Annotated in this window: 19 protein-coding genes; 9 read left to right on the plus strand and 10 right to left on the minus strand. The window is 38.7% G+C overall.

What is annotated here, in order from left to right; genetic code table 11:
* Nucleotides 1–87: 87 nt before the first annotated feature.
* The 3 genes from ACFQ3N_RS10990 (at nucleotide 88) to opp4C (ending at nucleotide 3,947) form a co-directional block, all read left to right on the plus strand.
* The gene (locus ACFQ3N_RS10990; protein ID WP_390362345.1) at nucleotides 88–1,905 is read left to right on the plus strand and encodes a peptide-binding protein; all 1,818 of its coding nucleotides are present in this window, start codon (nucleotides 88–90) and stop codon (nucleotides 1,903–1,905) included.
* Nucleotides 1,906–2,049: 144 nt separating this feature from the next.
* Nucleotides 2,050–3,018 carry an ABC transporter permease gene (locus ACFQ3N_RS10995; protein WP_390362347.1) on the plus strand — a complete coding sequence of 323 codons (969 nt, stop codon included), beginning with the start codon at nucleotides 2,050–2,052 and terminating at the stop codon, nucleotides 3,016–3,018.
* Between the two features lie 11 nt (nucleotides 3,019–3,029).
* A complete protein-coding gene (opp4C, locus tag ACFQ3N_RS11000; RefSeq protein WP_390362349.1) occupies nucleotides 3,030–3,947 on the plus strand; it encodes an oligopeptide ABC transporter permease in 918 nt (305 codons plus the stop codon).
* Nucleotides 3,948–3,964: 17 nt separating this feature from the next.
* Here opp4C and ACFQ3N_RS11005 read toward each other — a convergent pair whose 3' ends face one another.
* The 4 genes from ACFQ3N_RS11005 to ACFQ3N_RS11020 are packed head-to-tail and all read right to left on the minus strand — an operon-like array spanning nucleotide 3,965 to nucleotide 7,951.
* Nucleotides 3,965–4,114, minus strand: a complete 150-nt coding sequence (locus ACFQ3N_RS11005) for a hypothetical protein (protein WP_390362351.1) — start codon at nucleotides 4,112–4,114, stop codon at nucleotides 3,965–3,967.
* A 3-nt stretch (nucleotides 4,115–4,117) separates the two neighbouring features.
* Nucleotides 4,118–5,296: a Ger(x)C family spore germination protein gene (locus ACFQ3N_RS11010; protein ID WP_390362353.1), complete on the minus strand. Its 1,179-nt coding sequence runs from the start codon at nucleotides 5,294–5,296 to the stop codon at nucleotides 4,118–4,120.
* 1 nt (nucleotide 5,297) lies between these two features.
* The gene (locus tag ACFQ3N_RS11015) at nucleotides 5,298–6,398 is read right to left on the minus strand and encodes a GerAB/ArcD/ProY family transporter (protein ID WP_390362355.1); all 1,101 of its coding nucleotides are present in this window, start codon (nucleotides 6,396–6,398) and stop codon (nucleotides 5,298–5,300) included.
* A gap of 5 nt (nucleotides 6,399–6,403) precedes the next feature.
* Nucleotides 6,404–7,951: a spore germination protein gene (locus tag ACFQ3N_RS11020; protein ID WP_390362357.1), complete on the minus strand. Its 1,548-nt coding sequence runs from the start codon at nucleotides 7,949–7,951 to the stop codon at nucleotides 6,404–6,406.
* A gap of 476 nt (nucleotides 7,952–8,427) precedes the next feature.
* On the opposite strand from ACFQ3N_RS11020, the gene ACFQ3N_RS11025 reads away from it, so the two are divergent.
* The 4 genes from ACFQ3N_RS11025 to ACFQ3N_RS11040 are packed head-to-tail and all read left to right on the plus strand — an operon-like array spanning nucleotide 8,428 to nucleotide 10,961.
* Nucleotides 8,428–8,904 (plus strand): DUF3231 family protein, encoded by a 477-nt coding sequence (locus ACFQ3N_RS11025; RefSeq protein ID WP_390362359.1) that lies wholly within the window; start codon nucleotides 8,428–8,430, stop codon nucleotides 8,902–8,904.
* 10 nt (nucleotides 8,905–8,914) lie between these two features.
* The gene (locus tag ACFQ3N_RS11030; protein ID WP_390362435.1) at nucleotides 8,915–9,433 is read left to right on the plus strand and encodes a DUF3231 family protein; all 519 of its coding nucleotides are present in this window, start codon (nucleotides 8,915–8,917) and stop codon (nucleotides 9,431–9,433) included.
* A 20-nt stretch (nucleotides 9,434–9,453) separates the two neighbouring features.
* Nucleotides 9,454–10,461, plus strand: coding sequence for a DUF3231 family protein (locus ACFQ3N_RS11035; RefSeq protein ID WP_390362361.1), 1,008 nt, complete (start codon nucleotides 9,454–9,456; stop codon nucleotides 10,459–10,461).
* Between the two features lie 8 nt (nucleotides 10,462–10,469).
* Entirely contained in the window at nucleotides 10,470–10,961 is a 492-nt protein-coding gene (locus tag ACFQ3N_RS11040) for a hypothetical protein (RefSeq protein ID WP_390362363.1), read from the plus strand.
* A 42-nt stretch (nucleotides 10,962–11,003) separates the two neighbouring features.
* Here ACFQ3N_RS11040 and ACFQ3N_RS11045 read toward each other — a convergent pair whose 3' ends face one another.
* Together ACFQ3N_RS11045 and ACFQ3N_RS11050 are read right to left on the minus strand one after the other, a co-directional pair.
* Entirely contained in the window at nucleotides 11,004–11,429 is a 426-nt protein-coding gene (locus ACFQ3N_RS11045) for a DUF4064 domain-containing protein (protein ID WP_390362365.1), read from the minus strand.
* A 192-nt stretch (nucleotides 11,430–11,621) separates the two neighbouring features.
* Nucleotides 11,622–11,942 (minus strand): AbrB/MazE/SpoVT family DNA-binding domain-containing protein, encoded by a 321-nt coding sequence (locus tag ACFQ3N_RS11050; RefSeq protein ID WP_390362367.1) that lies wholly within the window; start codon nucleotides 11,940–11,942, stop codon nucleotides 11,622–11,624.
* A 152-nt stretch (nucleotides 11,943–12,094) separates the two neighbouring features.
* On the opposite strand from ACFQ3N_RS11050, the gene ACFQ3N_RS11055 reads away from it, so the two are divergent.
* A complete protein-coding gene (locus ACFQ3N_RS11055; protein WP_390362370.1) occupies nucleotides 12,095–12,304 on the plus strand; it encodes a hypothetical protein in 210 nt (69 codons plus the stop codon).
* Nucleotides 12,305–12,991: 687 nt separating this feature from the next.
* On the opposite strand, the gene ACFQ3N_RS11060 is transcribed toward ACFQ3N_RS11055, so the two are convergent.
* Nucleotides 12,992–15,442 (minus strand): S8 family serine peptidase, encoded by a 2,451-nt coding sequence (locus ACFQ3N_RS11060; protein ID WP_390362373.1) that lies wholly within the window; start codon nucleotides 15,440–15,442, stop codon nucleotides 12,992–12,994.
* 244 nt (nucleotides 15,443–15,686) lie between these two features.
* Here ACFQ3N_RS11060 and ACFQ3N_RS11065 point away from each other — a divergent pair, with 244 nt between their 5' ends.
* Nucleotides 15,687–17,117, plus strand: coding sequence for an amidase family protein (locus ACFQ3N_RS11065; protein WP_390362375.1), 1,431 nt, complete (start codon nucleotides 15,687–15,689; stop codon nucleotides 17,115–17,117).
* A gap of 410 nt (nucleotides 17,118–17,527) precedes the next feature.
* Here ACFQ3N_RS11065 and ACFQ3N_RS11070 read toward each other — a convergent pair whose 3' ends face one another.
* From ACFQ3N_RS11070 to ACFQ3N_RS11080, 3 genes are all read right to left on the minus strand, one after another.
* The gene (locus ACFQ3N_RS11070) at nucleotides 17,528–17,842 is read right to left on the minus strand and encodes a YolD-like family protein (protein WP_390362377.1); all 315 of its coding nucleotides are present in this window, start codon (nucleotides 17,840–17,842) and stop codon (nucleotides 17,528–17,530) included.
* A 3-nt stretch (nucleotides 17,843–17,845) separates the two neighbouring features.
* Nucleotides 17,846–18,061, minus strand: a complete 216-nt coding sequence (locus ACFQ3N_RS11075) for a hypothetical protein (protein WP_390362380.1) — start codon at nucleotides 18,059–18,061, stop codon at nucleotides 17,846–17,848.
* 73 nt (nucleotides 18,062–18,134) lie between these two features.
* Nucleotides 18,135–18,431, minus strand: coding sequence for an atypical membrane-integrating protein (Mistic protein) (locus tag ACFQ3N_RS11080; RefSeq protein WP_390362381.1), 297 nt, complete (start codon nucleotides 18,429–18,431; stop codon nucleotides 18,135–18,137).
* Nucleotides 18,432–18,443 lie beyond the last annotated feature (12 nt).

Below are 18,443 nucleotides of genomic sequence, written 5' to 3' on the forward strand. Positions count from 1 at the left end.
GTATTTTTAAACTATTGGAGGTGATCAAGGGTTAAATAATTGTCTCTCGTATTGTCGTCATGGTGAAAAAATAAAAGGGGTGATAGTTTGAAAGCAAGAAAACATTGGTTACTATTGTTCATGATTGTTTTAACTATTGGCATCGTGTTGGCTGCTTGTAGCAGTGATACAACAAACGAAGAGGATCCTGATGAACCTGAAGACACAGAAGAACCAGCTGAGGATGATTCTGAAGATGAAGCTGAGGATGAACCCAGTTCCGATGAACCGCAAATGGGCGGCACATTAACTGGTGCAATGGATACAGCTCCTTCTGGTGTATTTAACCCGATATTTTATGAAGAAGCATATGAAGCAAATATTTTAGATTTTACACACGAATCACTTGTTAGCCAGAATGAAAACCTAGAATTCGAAGGGAACTTGGCAAGTGAATGGGAAATAAACGACGACCAAACTGAAATCACATTCACGTTAGAGGAAGGTGTAACGTGGCATGACGGGGAACAGTTTACCGCCGATGATGTTGTCTATACTTACAAGGCAATTGCCAGTCCTGGCTATGTTGAAGCAGGAGGGGTTCGTACAGATTACGTTGTTAGATTAGTTGGATATGAAGCATTCAATAGCGGGGAAACAGAAGAATTCGAGGGTGTTGTCGCTGAAGACGATTACACCGTTACGTTTAAGTTTGCTGAGTCAAACGTTACAATCCTAAAAGATGTGGCATTCCCAATTATACCGGAGCATATCTTCGGTGAAATACCGATAGCAGAAATACCGGAGCATTCAGCAACACTTGATGCTGGAGCAGTTATCGGTACTGGACCATTTCAATTTACAGAAATGCTTGAACGTGAACAGTACGTTCTTTCAAAAAACGCAGACTATTGGAAAGGTGAACCATATCTAGATCAAATCGTCTGGCGCATTGTCGACCAGTCCGTCATGCTTGGTTTATTAGAAAATGGGGAAATCGATTTTATCTCTGACCCTAACGGTGTTCCAGCAGCAGACTATGAGACAGTAGCAGGGCTTGATCATATTGAGATCATCGAACAAACCGATTTCGGCTATCAGCTTATGGGCTATAAAGTTAACCATAGACCAGATGCTGACGTTGAAAGTGGCGCGATTGAACCAGATAACTGGATACCTAATGAAGATGTAGGTGAACAACTAGTGCGACAAGCAATGGCATACGCTATTGACCGTCAAGCAATTGTTGATAACCTATTATACGGACATGGCTCTGTAATTAATGCACCGATCGCTCAACAGTTCTGGGCATATGACGAGAGTGCTGTAACAGCCTATGAATATGACCCAGCACAAGCAGGAGCACTACTTGATGAAGCAGGCTATGTTGATACAAATGATGATGGTTTTAGGGAAACACCTGAGGGCGAAGAATGGGTCGTGAACCTTAACTACCCAACAGGTAACCAACTTCGTGAGAATTCAGCACCCATTCTTGCTCAATTCCTTGAAGAAGTCGGTATTAAAATTGACTTAAGACAACCAAAAGAAATGTCGGCATATGTGGAAGATTTAACAAATGATAACTCTGATTGGGACCTTTATTTACTTGGTTGGAGCTTAGGAAGCGGGGATCCAGATCCATCTGGTCTGTGGCAATCAAGTGCAGCCTACAACTTCTCGCGCTGGAACAACCCAGATTCTGATCAATTAATGTTAGATGCCATGCAAGCACCAGAAGCATTTGAACAAGAGTACCGTGAAGAGAAATATAGCGAATGGCAGTCTGTCTTCTCTGAAGACTTACCAGCCCTTCTACTATACGCACAAAACAAGATTTACGGTTTCAATGAACGCCTAAATGGTGTTGACCCAATGCCATATTCATTTAATAACGATCCTGAGTTATGGTGGGTATCTGAGTAAGAAGTTAGTTAGAGCGTGCGGATTACGCCGCATGCTCTTTCTTTTAATCATTTTTTAAGTACAAGTCTGATCACACTCGAGAATAACAATAAGCAATTATTTTAAACCTTATAAAATGTCCTGGTTTAATCAGGGGGGAGATTTATGTATAAATATATTATCCGCCGTGTACTTGTCTTTATTCCAATGCTTTTTGCCCTGACCATTATTGTATTTGGTCTTGCTCAATTAGCACCTGGTGATGCATTAACAGGTCAATCACTCGCTGACCCGGACGTTGATCCAGAAGTATATGAGCAGCAACGAGAGGCATTAGGATTAAATGATTCTATTCCTGTTCAATATGGCCGCTGGATTAGCGCTGCTGCACAGGGTGATTTTGGGAAATCCTTAGTTTTTAATGGGCGATCAGTAGCTGAGTTAATAGAAGCTCGCTTTCTAAACACACTATATTTAGGCCTCTTTTCACTGGGGATTACCATTATCGTAGGGATCCCAATAGGAATTTATTCTGCAAGACGCCCCTATTCGTTACTGGATTACGGTGCAACAGGTTTTGGCTTTCTCGGCCTTGCGATTCCAAACTTCTTTTTTGGCCTAATCGCTATTTATGTGTTGTCGATTAACTTAGGGTGGTTCCCAGCACAAGGCACACTTTCAGCACCAGGAATCACTGGTTTTGAAGCATTCGTAGACCGCATTCACCACATGATATTACCTGGAATTACACTTGGCCTAGCGGGGACGGCAACATACATGCGTTATATGCGCTCAGAAGTGCTCGATGTTCTAGGAAGCGACTATATCCGTACCGCAAGAGCAAAAGGAATGAGCGATCGTAGCGTCCTCTACAAACATACACTACGCAATGCACTTATTCCGATTATTACATTGATGGGATTTGAAATTGGTGTATTGTTGAGTGGAGCCGTTATTACCGAACAGGTCTTTCAGTACCCGGGTCTTGGAACGTTGTTTTTAAGTTCGGTCACCAACCGTGATTTTCCAGTAGTTATGGCAATTGCAATGATACTCGGAATACTCATCCTTGTAGGTAATCTACTGGCCGATATTTTCTACAGTATAATTGATCCAAGAATCCGATACGATTGAGGTGATATCATATGCTACCGAATTCACATGAAACTTTATCAACACAACCAGAGAATACTCCTGACGAGCAAAAAAGTAGAAGCCCCTTTAAACTTGCTTTAAGAAGGTTTATGCGAAATAAACTAGCAGTCATAAGTGTATTCGTTTTATTGGCGATTATTATAATATGTACCATTGCACCTTTACTAACAGATCTTGATCCAGAAAGGGCAGACCTATTATTGATTGAGAAAGGCCCTAGTGAAGAGCACATTTTAGGAACAAACGGACAAGGTCAAGATAACTATGCCCGACTATTATACGGCGGTCGTATATCCTTAATTGTTGGGTTTAGTGCCATGTTTTTCACACTCGCCATAGGGGTTACCCTAGGATCACTCGCTGGTTATTATGGTAAAAAAGTGGATAGTGTCATTATGCGTGCGACTGATATTATGCTTATGTTACCTTTTCTAGTACTTGTACTGACAATAATGGCGCTTATAGATAAAGTAACAATTGGTCTTTTCGTTACCATTATAGCTTTAACTTCCTGGCCCAACTTAACGCGTATTATCCGGGGAACATATTTATCGCTGCGTGAACAGGAATTCGTCCTTGGTGCACGAGCGATCGGGGCAAGTGACTTCCGTATCATATTTAAGCACTTTATCCCGAATGCGATTGGGCCGATTGTCGTTAATGCCACGCTTATGATGGCAGTCTACATTATTATTGAATCAGGGCTGAGCTTTATCGGTTTTGGTATTCCAAATCCAACACCAACATGGGGAAACATGATTTCTGAGGCGCAGAATATCCGGATTCTCCGTAATCATCCGGAAGCCTGGATTCCACCAGGTCTTGCCATTCTAATTACTGTTCTCTCCATAAACTTTATTGGTGACGGTCTTCGTGATGCTTTTGACCCTAAAAGTAAAGCTCGCTAACATGGTTGCTGCGAGTGTTAATTTTCTTCTTTCTTCCAAGGAGGGTCTCCATATTTATGGAGACTCTGATTAATTTTATAAATGAAAAATGGAACCGCAAAAGCTAAGATAGTACATATAATAGTTGTTACATCTGGTAGTCTTTCCATTAGCATTTTCCACATCATTTATCACTCTTCTTCTTTCACTTGATCGGAAGCACCACTTCCCTTAATTTTGACTGTGGCTGATACTTTAATAGGGGTTTGTGAAAAATAATTTTCACCTGCATCCCAGTCACCCTTTAATTCCTCCCATAAATTATAGTGTCTTTGTCTAAGAATATCACTGAATCCAAGGACATCAACGTTTAATTCCTCTTGTACTTTTTTAATTGTTTTGTTTGCTATTTTTTCTATTTCATCTGCCATTTTTTTCTCAACTTCCTTTACATAGCTGGGTTGTAATACACTTTTTGTTCCAAATTTTTCCTCTATTCTTCCTTCTACGCTAATATCCACAGATATCTCAAGACTTTCTTTGGTCTTTCCTTCTATCTTAATATTACTTCCAGCACCTTTAATTTCCATTACATTTAACTTACCATCTACTTCTGCTTTTATACTGCCTCCTTTAACTGTACCTGTTATGTAGTTTAGCCCCTCTGTTTCCTCACCATTTAATATTCCAACCATTTGGTTAGTCTGTCCTTGAAAGACTCCTGCACCCTTATAGTCTATATTGTCTTCAGTCAAAACTACTCTCGGAATAACATAACTTCGATCCCTTAACAGATAGCCATGAACTTTACCAACTCGTACCGGCTCGACCGCTTCTGCATTCTTCTCACTATTTTCCATAATTTCCTGAATAAACATTGCTGGAAGATCTTCAATTTCTGGTTGTATATCGAGAACTTTTTTCGCCTCTCCCTCTGTAATCACCACACTTACTGACCTACGCATCTCATGATCCCTAATAAAGATATCCAATATACTGCCGATTAGATTAGGTTCTTTTGCTATATCTGCTGAAAATACAATAACTTGTAAATGTGGATAAAACAGCGCACGACTTGTGAGTAAAGAAATTTCACGAATAATCTCAAACATACCTTTCCCGCTTGCTGACAAATTTATAAATGCTTCTGTTTTGCTTCCCCCTTGTGATGGAGTACCTAGCCCTGAAGGCACAACTACCTGGTTAGTCATGGTCAGTGTATATTCTTCATTTTGTTGTTTCTCTTTTAAGTCAATAGCAATTCCAACAACAAATCCGCGTTCTTCAATTTCCACTCGATCCCAACAACCTACTAGAAACACAGGAAGCATTAAACTAATTAATAAACAAACCCACATTCGTTTATTCATTTCATTTCGCTCCCTTGATTTTAGAAATTAGTATAAATAGAATCGTGACGGTTAGAGTTAAACCTAGGAGGTAATAACCTATAAACGTTCCAAATGTTGAAACTTCGTTATGATCCTGCATAAACATACCGATAAAATAAACAATCGGTGATAAAATCAATAGTACTTTTATTTTTTTTGTATTCTTAAAAATTGATGTAAAGGCTAAAACAGCAATGTCTAAAGCCATAGCTGTTGTATTAAATATGGCCATAATCCAAATAACAAAAAACACTGATTCAAATCTCTCAAAAAACCCCCCTGGTATTTTTATTTCTTTTGCTAGCTCAATAGTTGGGTAAACCAAGTCGGCAGTAGTCTGACCACCAAACACACCAATACATGTTATAAATAAGGTTAAAGATAGCCCTACTACTAATGTCATACCCACTGCAGCCATTTTAGGAGCTTTTTCTGGCTCTCTCACAAGGGGGATATAAAATAGTAATATAGCACCGAATCCAATAAAAGATGTACTGTTAACTTTAAGTCCTTGCAGGTGTTGACTAAAGCTTGATTCAAACATCGGCAGTAGATTCGTATAATCGACCCAGCCTAATGAAAATATAACAACCACCAATGCAATAAACATAATGATCGGAAAAAACATCGTATTTAACCGCAACAATCCGACTCTTGATCCTGAGACAGCATAAACTACTACAAGTAAAAAACAAAGTCCGATTACCTCCATTGGAGTATTATCAAACAAATATTCACTTGAGATTCCTGCAATGACACGTACCTCATAAGCTGATACGATAACTCCATTGATCACAAATAGAAATGTGATAGCAATGGCCACAGGTTTCGTAACCAATGAAGTAGCATAGGTCAAGAATGACTGGTTAGGAAAACTAGCCGCTAACTTAGCTACTACCCATGCTAAAAAGATAAATAATATACCCATTATTGTTAATGGAATCCAACCATCCGATGACGTCGTTGCTTTTGCTAATTCTCTTGGTAAAGAAAGTATTCCTACAGCAACTACCATAGAAGGAACAGCAATCATGATCTCCTTATCAGTTATTTTTTCATCTGCATATTCAAAATTCTTCATGATTACTACTCTCCTTTGTCTGCAGATTTTTCATCACTTGTTTGCATATATTCCGGCCGTTTCGTCAGCATGGGAATGGGTGCGCGTAATACGAGATCTTTCCAATCATTTATAAAACTAGGTGCAAAAGGAGTGGAATATGGTACACCGAAACTTTTTAAATTTACGATATGAATATTGATCATTATGTACACAAGTATAATTCCATAAAGACCTAAGATAGCAGCTGCAATCATGAATGCAAACCGGAGCATACGAAATGATATGGCGACACTATATGATGGAAGTGTAAATGAAGCAATAGCAGTGAGTGCAACAGCAATAACCATGATTGGACTAACTACTCCAGCTTGTACTGCCGCTTCCCCAATAACCAAACCTCCAACAATCCCAATTGTTTGTCCTATCGTTGTAGGAAGCCTAGCACCTGCTTCTCGTAGCAATTCCATCGTTATGCCCATAGCTAGTGCCTCAATAAACGCAGGGAAAGGTACCCCTTCTCTTGTTGCAGCAATTGAAAACGCTAGATCAGAAGGGATCATTCCTTGATGATAAGAAGTTAGTGCAATATATAAGGATGGTAAAAACATGGCAATAAATGAAGCAAGATATCGTAACAGGCGCAGAAGTGTACCTATAGACCATCGTTCATAATAATCTTCTGGAGAATGCAACATATTTCCTAATGTTGATGGAGCAATTAATGAGAAAGGCGTTCCGTCCAACAAAATAACAAACTTCCCTTTCAATAGTGCTGTTGCAGACTTATCTGGTCTTTCCGTATTAATCATTTGGGGAAAAGGTGACAGGAAACTATCTTCTATCCATTGTTCGATAAAGCCTGATTCAGGTGCATCATCAATATCAATCGTTTCCAGACGACGATTAACTTCTTTTACAATGGCAGGATTAATGACTCCATCAACATAGGCGACAACTAACTTTTTTTTAGACCGGCGTCCTATTTGGTATTCTTTAAGGCGTAAATTAGGGTCCCTTATATAGCGACGTATAAGAACCGTATTCGTTTGTATATTTTCAACAAATCCTTCTCGTGAACCACGAATTAAAGATTCTGAAACCGGTTCTTCTATACTACGACTTTCCCAGCCAATTGTAGCCATGACTAAAACGGTATCAATGCCATCTAAAAAGAGCACTGTACTGCCTGAGAGAATAGCATGGGAAATATCATCTAACGTTGTTCCTTTATTAATATTCGTTACCGAAATAATTTCATTATAAATGTCATCAAGTAGTTTCGTTGTATCTGTTGGCAATTCCTTATCTTGTACTTTGAGTTGCATATTTTTCATGATGTTATTATGTACTAATTCCTTATCAATTAAACCAGCTATATACGCAATGGCACACCGGTGATTTGTACTCCCAAGAGTAAATTCACGAATGATTAAATCATTTGGATTATCTAACATTTTTCTTAGGTTATCTAAATTATCATCAAGCTTTTTGTAGATCACCAGGCTGAAATTTTCCTCTGGCGCTTTTACTTCAGACCTTTTTTTCTTTCTAAACATTCTATTTAACACCATATATTCTCCTCGTTTTTTCCATTACCGTTTCCCTTCTGTTTCCCATTTGTTCATGTTTTTATACAGGGCTGTTTTCGTAAAGTTTGTTGCTTTTTGAGAGAATAGGTATAAAACACGACGTAACATAACGTCGTGATTTCCACTCCGGGCAGTCGCTTTCCGCGGGCGGCTGGTGAGCTTCTTCATGCTGATGCATTTTTAGAATCTCACCTATGCCTATCCTCCCGCAGGACAGGGAAGGTTATGAAAGTGATACATCGCACGAAGGAAATGTGTAGGCATTTTCGAGGAGTTGACTGCCCACAGCTCCAATCACTGAGGTGAAAATGAATGTAATAGGGTGAATCAATCCTAGCGAAGGAATAATGCGGATACAGAAAGAGAAAATCCTTAAGTTAGTTAGAATAATGAATATAACTGTTTATTCTCGACAAACTAAAAAAAGGGTACTTATGATATTAGGAGGAACATACTACATGGTAATGGAACAAAAAATAAATGTAACATCTGCAGAATTGTCTCAAATATGGGAAGCTTACATGGATGCTAGTATTACGTCTACAGTTCTTTCCTATTTTATTGAAAAGGTTGAAGATGAGGATATAAAACCCGTTTTACATGATGCTCAATCGTTGGCAATTTCACACATGCAAACACTTTCTATTATTTTTGAACAAGAAAATAAGCCTATACCATTTGGATTTACAGATGAAGACGTAAATATTGAAGCTCCTAGATTATACTCTGACAACTACTTTCTTCAATACATGTTGCAAGTGGGGAAATTTGGGTTACTTTTCTTCTCAAGAGCTATTACTATGTCTACAAGAGAAGATATAAATAGCTTTTTCTCAGAAGGACTCCGACAGTTTAACGACCTGCACCGAAAAGCAACAGTAGTTGGTTTAAGGAAAGGGTTATACATTAAGCCTCCCACTATCCCTACAAGATGAAATAGACTTTATTAAAAAACAAAGCTTCTTAACTGGCTGGTTTGGAGACCGTAGACCCTTAACAGCGTTGGAAGTTACTAATCTGTTCTCAAACATGCAACGTAATAGTTTAGGATGTGCCACATTAACAGGCTTTAATCAGGTAGCAACATCTACAGAGGTAAAAGAATTCATTAAACGTGGAATCGACATATCTAAAAAGCATGTTAACGTGTTCCACTCTATTTTAGAGGAAAATGATGTACCTACACCAACGGGAGCTGATTCCATGGTGACAGACTCAGCTACTATCTCACCTTTTTCTGAAAAATTAATGATGTTTCATATTATAGGAATGAATAACCTAGGAATTGGTTTTTACGCCATGAGTATTTCAACAAACCTTAGAAGAGATTTAGTTACACATTATACACGTCTCAGTGGAGAAATCGGACTATATTGTGAAGATGGAGCAAATATAATGATCGAAAATGGTTGGACAGAAGAACCACCGCGTATGGTAGACCGTGATGAGTTAGCAAAATCTTAGAATGGAAAGGAATAAGTTATATGGAGAACACAGAACATCATGTAGGATTAACCTCAGGTGAAATTGCCAGCCTTTGGACGACATATCAAAATGAAACAATGACAATATGTGGTATTACCTATTTTTTGCAACATACTGATGATGATCAAATTCGATCTATTCTGGAAATCACCTTAACGTTATCACAGAAACACAAGGAAAAAATAACACACTTATTTGGTGAAGAAGAATATCCTGTTCCTCAAGGTTTTTCGGAACAGGATATTAACCTACAGGCACCTCGGCTTTTCTCCGATAGACTGTATCTTGAATTCGTGTTAAGCATGACAAACTTATCACTCATTGCATATAGTGAAGCACTAAGTTTTGCTGAACAAGCAAATATTATCAAATTTTATTCAGAAGTAGTTAGGGAAGTACAAGATCTTCATGTCAAAACAAAGGATTTGGCAAAAGAAAAAGGGATTTATATCCGAGCACCTAAAATTCCGAAGGCCAAACAAATTGATTTTGTTAAGAAGCAAAACTTTCTATCAGGTTGGTTTGAGAGCCGTAGACCACTTCTTGGTAGTGAAATTGCACATCTTTCCTTTCATGCTAAGCGTAATGCTTTAGGACAAGCAATTATAGCCGGTTACAGTCAGGTTGCAACATCCAAAGAAGTTAGAAAGTATTTTGAAAGAGGAAGAGATATTTCGGGAAAACATACAGAGATTTTCACATCTATTTTACGTACTAATTATTTATCTGGTGGGGCAATATTACTGACATCTGAAGTAACGGATTCAACCACCCCCCCATTCTCCGATAAACTAATGATGTATTTTGTCACCGTTCTTATAGCTTCTGGCATTGGCCAATATGGGGTTGCGATGTCAACTAGCCCACGACACGACCTTGGGGTGCATTATACACGCTTAATAGCAGAAATAGCACATTATTCAGATGATGGGGCAAACATCATGATTAATAATGGTTGGATGGAACAACCACCAATGGCAGTAAATAGAAAAGAACTAGCTAAATAGGTATATTTATGGGAAAACAATTTGGAACAAACAAAGACAAATTAGCTAAATTGCTGTGGAGCATTGCCCTACCTGGATTCGGACAGTTACTTAATCATAAATACATTAAGGGAATATTGTTTATTGCACTAGAATTTATCGTTAATGTTATGGGTAACTTTAATCAAATCATTTTACTAAGTTATCACGGGCGAATACAAGAAGCTATTGACCAGACGGATTACCAGTGGCTAATGTTCTATCCATGTTTGTATTTTTTCGCCATGTGGGATGCCTATAATGATGCAGAAGGAGAGGATAAACCTTATATGTATCTGCCATTTGTCTTTTCTGCTTATTTTGTGACACTAGGGCTAATTTTATCGCCGACATTTACCATATTTGGATATCTGATTGGGCCGATGTGGCTTCCAATGCTGTTTTTATTTATTGGATTAATCGTCGGTGGGTTGATTAGATGGACCTTATTAAGGTTAGAAAAGCAAAAGGCAAGAGCATAAAAAGGATTCCCATCACATGGCCGATGAGAATCCCTTTTTTAATTAAGACGTTACTTTTGGTTTTCTTGCTAAACTGACAATTCCTGCAACGAGATATGCTATTCCTCCAAAGATACCCATAAAGACAGTAGCAAGTGTTCCGATAACAGCTGTTACAATCAAGATGATTCCTGCAGCCTTTGGTTTTTTGTTACCTACAAGAAACAGAATAGCTAAAATACCTAAAGCAGCACAAACCCCTGTTACAATAAGTAGATACAGCGAAGCTCCGTTTATAAAATCAATAATCTGAGCTACATTAACCGTCTCAGGTATTTCCCCAGTTTCTTGCTGATCGATAACTGTTCTTATAGCTTCCTCTAACTCCGAATCTCCTTGCGCGTTGAGAAATGCAGTACTTCCTACTAACAATATACCGAACATTATAATACCGATAACAGTAAAAATGATTTCAACTGTACGCTTCATCATACACCCTCCTGAAATAGTAACTAATCCGTGTTGGTTAAAACTATGAACCAATTCCTTATTCTAGAACAGTTGGAGCTACAAAAGAAACTGTTCTCCTTTTATAAGATAAAATAATTTTATCATATATACGAATATACTTGGGTATATAAGATACGACTTCGGTTTCATTAGTATTGAACGGAGGGAAATCTAACTACTTCCATTTTTATCAATCGGTATAAATACAAATGATTTTTCATTTGGTTCCACATATAATTTCAGTTTATTACCCTTGTCTAAATTTAATAGATTTCTTATTTCTGATGGAATACTCACATTTTGCCGAGCAGTAATATAGCGTACATTTTCCGTCGTTTCTTCTTGATAGTGAGATATCCAAATTTCTCTATTTTGTATACGGATTTCAACCAGTTCTCCAAGGTGAAATCCAAATTCTGCTACCCATTTCTTTGGTAGGTTAATCATTCCATTATTACCTATCGTTTTTGTTTTTTGTAGGGAATACATCATTATTCACCTCTATAACGTGTGATTTCCTTATTTTTAAAAACACAAACCTAAAGAAGCGAATAGAATCAAAGTTTACATCAAAAGACCTAATTTATACCCTTTAGCATAGTAGCTTTTCCGTTGGTTAAGCTAGTAATGGGAGGTGTTTAAAAATGACTGAGAAGAAGGATAAAACTCCAAAAAATGTAAATGCTGAACTCGGTGGTATGGGACTTTACGGAACCACTGGAACTCAGGAAGTTGCTGGTTATAAGATGTCAGGAGATATTGAGAACGCTGGTCAACTTGATAAAGGGTTTAAAAAGGAAAAAGGGAGCGTAGGAGCAACGGCATCTTTAAAGGACAATACACAAAGGGATTAACTAATCCCATTTCCTATAGTATAATTTTGACTACTAGTTGTAAGAGGATTCCTGCTTAAATTCTACACCTTCTTAGCAATCACTTTAATCTTCAAAGAAGGCTTACACTAAAATTAGTGTAAGCCTTCGATTTGTTTTATTTGGCTGTTTTCACACGCATTATTGCTTTTTCATCTTCATAGTTGATATATAATGCGTCGTAACTTTAGGCTTACCTCTATTGCCGCCGTCCGGGATCGCTACGGACGGATGCTTTCCGCGGGCACGGCCTCAGCCTCCTCGAGAAAACCACTCTGCGGGGTCTTCGGACACGTGCTGTTCCCGCAGGAGTCACCGCCCTCCGCTCACCCGAACTGGTAAGGTGTTTTATTAATACAGATACAGTCCCATGACAGTAACGGAAATAACAGCGGAGGAAATACACGTAGACTCCTTGAAAATACAAACCGATTTTCTGCGTGCGATGTCTAGCTATGTTGAGACCCCGCAGAGCGTTAGCTCGAGGAGGCTCATCAGCCGCCCACGGGTAGAAGACACTGCGCAGTGAAACGAAGCAGATGTCGCACTTGTACCCGGATGGGTGAAAGCGAAGTGTATTTCCGTAGCGGTAGGTTAACCGTCACATAAAGTTACGTCGCATTTTATATCTATTGTGACAAAAGCAACAATCTTTACGAAAATAACCTTTTATTTTAAATATGTTGCATAATAGCGGGTGATAGCTACTGCGAAATCGGCACGAGTCATTGTTTCCTCAGGTTCAAAAACTGCTTCAACAGTTGGTTCTATGTCATAACTGCCTTGGGAAACCGAAAATGTTGCATTTAATATATTCAGATCTAGAGCAAGCTGAATGTAGCCTTTAAATTGTTCAGAAATCTCCTCAGAGTCGTTTAAAGTAATTCTTTCATCCCCATATTGAACCGTGACCTCTCCTGTATGTTCTTCAGCTTCTTCCTGAAGTCCAAGACTTTGTACGAGACTATACGCCAGTTCTTTCCTTGTAACACTTTGATTAGGTGCAAATTTATTATCTTTTACTTCAAGCATTACCCCATTAAACACTTGGTTAGTATCCTTTAAAGCTGCACCTCTTGCTATAACTGCTTGGATAAATGCCGCATCCTCATCTTTTATATCACTAGATGGATCCTCACTCGACTGCCGGATACCATTTCCAACCGCTAAATACTTTGCTAGATCTAGTCGGGTTAAGTGTTGATCTGGTTTAAACTTACTGTCATTATAACTATCTAATAATTGATTATTTATCCCACTCTTAATTGCATCTTCTGCCTCATGGCCATTAATATCGTCTAGTCCCGAAAATTGACCTGAACGTTTAAAGGTTAGTTCTCCATTGATTTCTTCAGGAAGCGCTAAGCCTCCCAAACCTTCTAGTTTCATTTTCCATGTCCCTGGAATAGGAGAAAGCACTTGAACAGTTCTGTCAGTATAAAGAGTGAAAAGAGCCGAAATCCCTGAACGGTATTCGTTACCTTCTGGATCTATAAGAATTAAATTGACTGGATTACCCGTCTCCTCTAACAAACCTTTTGCATTAACTCTTGCAAGTAATTCCGAGAGCCCTTCTTTTACTTCAAATTCGATACTGTTACCGTTTAAAGAAAGAGGATCGTAGTTAATCGTTACATCTTCTCTTTCAACTTTTAATTCTGCACTTGCATTAAAGTCATAGTTCATTTTTAACGCATCACCGTATTCGGTACCATTTAAAATATGATCTATAGCCGCATAAGCGTTTACATACCCTGCACCAACTTCCCATGCTTGATAGCCTGGCATATTCGTAGCAGTCATTTGAATAATCTCTTTTACATCTAACGGTGAAAGGGTAGGATCTGCTTCAAGCATTAAAGCAACCACACCGGCTATATGAGGAGCCGCCATAGAAGTACCACTCATAGTTGTGTAGTATGGAAGATAGGCTGTTTCAATTACTTCCGCATCTTTTTCTGCTGCCAATACAGATAAAGGTGCTGGTACACGAGCAGAAATGATGTCCACGCCTGGAGCTGTTACAGTCGGACGATCCTCCCAAGTCCACTCTTCTCCATCCATGATTACTGTTCCTGACTTGCCTTGAACACCTCTTGATGAGAAATCAGCCAGATTACCTTCTTTTGTGCCAGCAGCTACTGTAATAACCCAGGGAGCTTTTTTATAATTTCCGGAAATAGTAGACTCACCCGGACCTGAGTTACCTGCTGAAAAAACTGTTACTATTCCCCTGTCATAAAGCCTCTTTGTTGCAACGTTAATAGGATCATTAGGGTTAAAATCAGTTCCTGCATCTGCCGTAGCTCCCCAAGAATTAGTTATGACGCGTATATCATAACTATGCTGGTGAGTTAGTGCATAATCGAATCCTCCAATTGTATCTAAAATTGCTATCCCTGCTCCAGATCCATAGCCCACAAGATCCGCTCCAGGAGCCACTCCTTCATATTTACCTGCTGACTGTACACCAGTGCCACCAACTGTGCCTGAAACATGAGTTCCATGGCCTGAATCAGAATCAGTATTTGGAACGTCCTCCGTATAAGTAACTGGCAGAAGATTACTTACAGCATTTAAGTTGGTTGCACCTAAAACATTCTGGATCAGATTTTCACCAAATTTAAGGTCATTATGTGTCCCATCAACACCACTATCGTTTATTACGACACCAACACCTTCTCCTGAAACAGGAAATCCACCATTAGCTTTTCTGAGTTCATCATCAGTCCGAACTTTATCTACTCCTGTAATGGCTGTAGAGGAAGCATTTTCATATTCAAGCTTTACATTTAAGAATAATGAGCGGATTTGTTTAGACTCTTCTAAAGAAAGAATTTGATCTTTTGTTGCCAATACCCCTGCTATGGGGAGATTATCCATTGTTATTCCTGTGTCGATTCCCAAGGTTTTTAATAAATTAACATTCTCCTTCGAGGGAGCTCCGTCACCATGGAATGTAACGATAACTTCCAATGGGCCAGTTGCAGTGGTAAGCTCATCCTTTAACTTTTCATCCATGATTTCTGTTAAATCTGTCTCTGCATTGGCTTGTGAACCCATTCCTATTGAGATCGTTACCGATAAAATTAATAAAAATGTGAGTGTTATTTTCAGCAAATTTTTAATATTATTTCCTCCTGACCATAATTTTTTAAATCTTTACTCTAATATAACAATTTAAACATAGGTAATCTATTCTTCAGAAGGATTAAACTAAACAACGGAAGTTCTATTTTTATATAGAACTAAAGTAGTATTTTAATTAGATATACCAATTATTTTGTTATACTAAAGGAATAGTGGAAGGGATCAAAAACCTCAATCACTATTAAATATAGTCAACTCATAAGGAGAAATTACCATGACATTCACACTTACTGAAGCCACCATTTCCAACATGCAGGATGAAATGGAATGTGGCAATCTATCGGCAAAAAAGCTTACCATGATGTATTTAGAACAAATAGCCAAGCACAATAACGAAATAAACGCTATTGTGGAAATAAATCCTGACGCCTTACATATTGCAAAAGCACTAGATGAAGAAAGATCTCAAAAAGGATCTCGCGGAGCTCTTCATGGGATTCCTATTCTATTAAAGGATAATATCGGCACAGGGGATAAAACGCACACAACTGCTGGCTCTCTTGCTCTTAAAAATAACTATGCAAAAGAGGATGCCTTTCTTGTAAAAAAACTACGCGGAGCTGGTGCTGTTATTCTAGGTAAGGCTAACTTGACTGAATGGGCTAATTTCATGACTGAGGGAATGCCAAATGGTTACAGCTCACTCGGAGGCCAGGTATTAAATCCATATGGCCCAGGTAAGCATGATGTTGGCGGATCAAGTGCTGGATCTGCAGCAGGGGTGGCTGCAAACTTTGCTGCTGGCGGGATTGGCACAGAAACCAGTGGATCAATACTTAGTCCAGCAAGTAGTAACTCACTTGTAGGGATAAAACCTACTGTAGGATTAATCAGTCGCACTGGTATTATCCCGATATCTAATAGCCAGGACACAGCCGGTCCGATAACTCGTACCGTTGAAGACGCAGCAATTATGCTTGGTATACTTAGAGGTGTTGATGAAAATGACCCAGCTACATCTATTTATCCTCAAAATAATACGAAGGACTATACTGCAGCACTGGATACAAAAGGATTAGAAAAAACTAGAATTGGAATTTCTCGTGATTATATGGAAGGGCTGGATAAAGAAGAACTTACTATTATCAACTCCGCTTTAACGTCCATAGAAAAGTTAGGTTCTAAGCTTATTGATCCGGTTCGTTTACCAACAAATTTGCACGATGTGAATGTACTCCTTCATGAATTTAAAAGTGGAGTAAATGCATATCTACATAATTCATCAAATCAATTGCCTGTTCATTCATTGGAGGAAGTTATTACGTTCAATAATCTTCATGAAGAATCAGCCTTGAAATATGGACAAACACTTCTCAAGTTATCCAATCAAAAAAGCGGCAAACTTACGGAATCCGAATATATTAACGCCCGGTTAAATGATCTAGAACGTTCACAGGAACAAGGAATCGATGAGGTTATGGATAGACATAATTTAGACGCTTTACTATTTGCAAATAATTATGGAGCCGTTATTGCTGCAAAAGCAGGTTATCCTTCGATAACTGTTCCAGCAGGGTATACATCAACAGGAAAGCCAGTAGGCATAACTTTCACAGGAAGAGCATTTTCTGAATCTAACTTAATCAAATTAGCCTTTGCTTTTGAACAAGCAACAAAACACCGAACAGCTCCTGAACTCGACTAGAACAAAAGCGCAAGCGCCCGTTTAGCGACGTATGGGCTGCGCCCGCGCATCGCGGGTGGGTCGACGTTGCCGCGCAAAGCGGCGAAGTTAGTCGATCTTCCAAATCCGCATGAGATTCACTCCAGAGTATAAGATTCACTCTGACTTTCGCCATTATTGGCGAAAAGTCAAGTTCATCTAAAAGGAAACATGCCCCTTCATAGGGGTATGCCGACGTTGGGCCGGGAGCCCGCTTTTAGTCGGCCTTCCTTTGCTAAGCGATTCGATGTTGACTTATCGTAAGGAGGATCAGGAAGCCCACTAACAGCACGGGCGCTGGAGCTGGACGTGGTTTAAGCAGTAAATAAATTATCCACAGGCTCCTAATTTTATAATTTCCTAGACTATTAAAAAGCCCCCCGCGTGAGGGGTTAATCTACATATACATCCAACACATGGTATAAGTTAATTCTTGTATCATCATCGAAAAGTAACATAGTTTGATCAATCTTAGCTAATTTACCTTTTTTGGTGAGATAATCACGCCCAGAAAAATGTTTAACCTCAATCGTTAAATTATCATGGATGGCTAATTGCAGCTGCGTGTTTATCTCTTCTTTTATATCCTCTTCAAGAATGGGCTTATCTTTTTGGCTCTTTTCTTCCCACATTTCACGAAGTAAATTCACATGTTCAGGCAGCATCATCGAAGTCCATTTAATTGTGCCTCTATCGTTTACACTCAACCTTTACGCCTCCATTCGTTTGCCTGGTAATCCAACTGAAAGGATGTTGTTTAATTTAAATGTCCTTATCTTCCTACGCCAATAGCAGTAGGCCAAAATTGTATCTTCATTAAAATTAATTACTCTAATAGATCGTTTGGTAACTGTATTGTCTTTATCCATGTAAAAGATAACAATCTTTTCCTTATTATCAATCGAACGCTGCAACATTCCTCTCATTTAAATACCACCTTTTTAGAACGTTTGTTCGTATTATAACATAAAAATGAAACCACGTATAGATTGATTTATCCTAATCATTATCCTCTTTCTCTTGTACCCCTGGTTCCTCTTCATTAGCTGTATTAACGTCTTCAAGGTCAAGCCACGAAAGCATCTCACCAACAACGTTATTTATCTTGCTATTAACCATTTCATCGCCATATTTTTTCTTGGCTTTTGTGATGTTATCTGCAACATCATCTTTAAAATCCACAAGAGGAAGGTCATCTTCAAGCTCATTAAATAAATCAATCATAGCTTCGTTCCCTTGCTGAATTTGATCGATGGCATCACTATATTTTTTATAATCGCTCTCGTTTGCCTTCATATTTATCACCCA

It is taken from the genome of Virgibacillus byunsanensis (assembly GCF_042675965.1).
Lineage (GTDB): Bacteria > Bacillota > Bacilli > Bacillales > Amphibacillaceae > Virgibacillus_R > Virgibacillus_R byunsanensis.

Coding starts and splice junctions, on each gene's coding strand:
- ACFQ3N_RS10995 (WP_390362347.1), top strand. CDS start 2,050: ATGTATAAATATATTATCCGCCGTGTACTTGTCTTTATTCCAATGCTT.
- opp4C (WP_390362349.1), top strand. CDS start 3,030: ATGCTACCGAATTCACATGAAACTTTATCAACACAACCAGAGAATACT.
- ACFQ3N_RS11005 (WP_390362351.1), bottom strand. CDS start 4,114: ATGATGTGGAAAATGCTAATGGAAAGACTACCAGATGTAACAACTATT.
- ACFQ3N_RS11010 (WP_390362353.1), bottom strand. CDS start 5,296: ATGAATAAACGAATGTGGGTTTGTTTATTAATTAGTTTAATGCTTCCT.
- ACFQ3N_RS11015 (WP_390362355.1), bottom strand. CDS start 6,398: ATGAAGAATTTTGAATATGCAGATGAAAAAATAACTGATAAGGAGATC.
- ACFQ3N_RS11020 (WP_390362357.1), bottom strand. CDS start 7,951: ATGGTGTTAAATAGAATGTTTAGAAAGAAAAAAAGGTCTGAAGTAAAA.
- ACFQ3N_RS11025 (WP_390362359.1), top strand. CDS start 8,428: ATGGTAATGGAACAAAAAATAAATGTAACATCTGCAGAATTGTCTCAA.
- ACFQ3N_RS11035 (WP_390362361.1), top strand. CDS start 9,454: ATGGAGAACACAGAACATCATGTAGGATTAACCTCAGGTGAAATTGCC.
- ACFQ3N_RS11040 (WP_390362363.1), top strand. CDS start 10,470: ATGGGAAAACAATTTGGAACAAACAAAGACAAATTAGCTAAATTGCTG.
- ACFQ3N_RS11045 (WP_390362365.1), bottom strand. CDS start 11,429: ATGAAGCGTACAGTTGAAATCATTTTTACTGTTATCGGTATTATAATG.
- ACFQ3N_RS11050 (WP_390362367.1), bottom strand. CDS start 11,942: ATGATGTATTCCCTACAAAAAACAAAAACGATAGGTAATAATGGAATG.
- ACFQ3N_RS11055 (WP_390362370.1), top strand. CDS start 12,095: ATGACTGAGAAGAAGGATAAAACTCCAAAAAATGTAAATGCTGAACTC.
- ACFQ3N_RS11065 (WP_390362375.1), top strand. CDS start 15,687: ATGACATTCACACTTACTGAAGCCACCATTTCCAACATGCAGGATGAA.
- ACFQ3N_RS11075 (WP_390362380.1), bottom strand. CDS start 18,061: ATGAGAGGAATGTTGCAGCGTTCGATTGATAATAAGGAAAAGATTGTT.
- ACFQ3N_RS11080 (WP_390362381.1), bottom strand. CDS start 18,431: ATGAAGGCAAACGAGAGCGATTATAAAAAATATAGTGATGCCATCGAT.